Origin of the sequence: Aureimonas sp. SK2 (genome assembly GCF_029813115.1) — a bacterium.
GTDB lineage: Bacteria > Pseudomonadota > Alphaproteobacteria > Rhizobiales > Rhizobiaceae > Aureimonas.
This window is the reverse complement of record NZ_JAPZDS010000055.1, coordinates 1-1,242: the sequence shown is the minus strand read 5'-3', so window position 1 is coordinate 1,242 and position 1,242 is coordinate 1. Positions and strand designations below refer to the sequence as shown.

1 protein-coding gene is annotated in these 1,242 nt (G+C 63.5%); it reads left to right on the top strand.

Features of this window, described 5'->3' with window-relative positions:
• The first annotated feature begins 42 nt into the window (after nt 1–42).
• A protein-coding gene (locus O5O54_RS22165; RefSeq protein WP_279484015.1) for an IS3 family transposase occupies nt 43–1,211 on the top strand; the annotation gives its coding sequence in 2 pieces (ribosomal slippage) (nt 43–307 and nt 307–1,211; 1,170 coding nt in all).
• Nucleotides 1,212–1,242: the final 31 nt, after the last annotated feature.

Genomic DNA, 1,242 nt, shown 5'->3' with positions numbered 1-1,242 from the left:
TCCTCGCTGAAGTAGGCTTTTGAGCCGCTGGAGGACATGAGAATGGGACAGAAGAAGCACAAGCCGGAAGAGATCGTCGCCAAGCTTCGGCAGGTGGACGTGTTGTTGTCGCAAGGTCGCCCTGTGGCGGAGGCGATCCGTGCGATCGGCGTGACGCCGTTCACGTATTACCGGTGGCGCAAGGAGTTCGGCGGTCTCAAGTTGGATCAGGTGAAGCGGTTGAAGGACCTCGAGAAGGAGAATGAGCGCCTGCGCAAGGCCGTGTCGGACCTGACGCTCGAGAAGCTGATCTTGAAGGAGGCCGCCTCGGGAAACTGGTGAGCCCCGCCCGCCGTCGCCGATGCATCGAGCACGTCATGAAGATGCATGGCGTTAAGGAGCGTTTGGCGTGCCGGGTCTTGGGGCAACACCGATCAACACAGCGCAAGGCACCGAAGGGTCGAGCCGACGATGCGGGGTTGACGGCCGACATCATCGAGCTGGCGACGCGGTATGGTCGCTACGGGTATCGCCGGATCACGGCCCTGCTGCGGGATGCCGGGTGGCTGGTCAACGTGAAGCGTGTCGAGCGGATCTGGCGGCAGGAAGGCCTGAAGGTGCCGGCCAGGCAGGCCAAGCGCGGCCGGCTCTGGCTGAACGACGGCTCGTGCGTTCGGCTTCGGCCAGAGCGGGCGAACCACGTGTGGTCCTATGACTTCGTCGAGGGCCGAACCCACAACGGGCGCAAGTTCCGCATGCTCAATCTGATCGACGAGTTCACCCGCGAGTGCCTGTGTATCCGGATCGACCGCAAGCTGAAATCCACCGACGTCATCGACGTGTTGTCGGACCTCTTCATCGTGCGCGGCGTGCCGGGGCACGTTCGCTCCGACAACGGTCCCGAGTTCATCGCCAAGGCGGTGCGCAAGTGGATCTCGGCAGTGGGTGCTAGAACGGCGTTCATCGAACCTGGCAGCCCATGGGAGAACGGCTACTGCGAGAGCTTCAACTCGAAGCTCCGCGACGAACTTCTGAACGGCGAGATCTTTTACAGCCTCGCCGAGGCTCGGATCGTCATCGAGAGCTGGCGGAGGCACTACAACACGGTGCGCCCGCACTCCTCGCTGGGCTACCGTCCACCCGCACCCGCCGCTGTGCCGTGGCCGGCTGCGCCACCCCAACCCGCTTCGCCGGCCACCTCAAACGTCGCCAGCAAGCCCATTATGCATTAGATTTGGACCGGACCACCTAATGGGGGCAGGC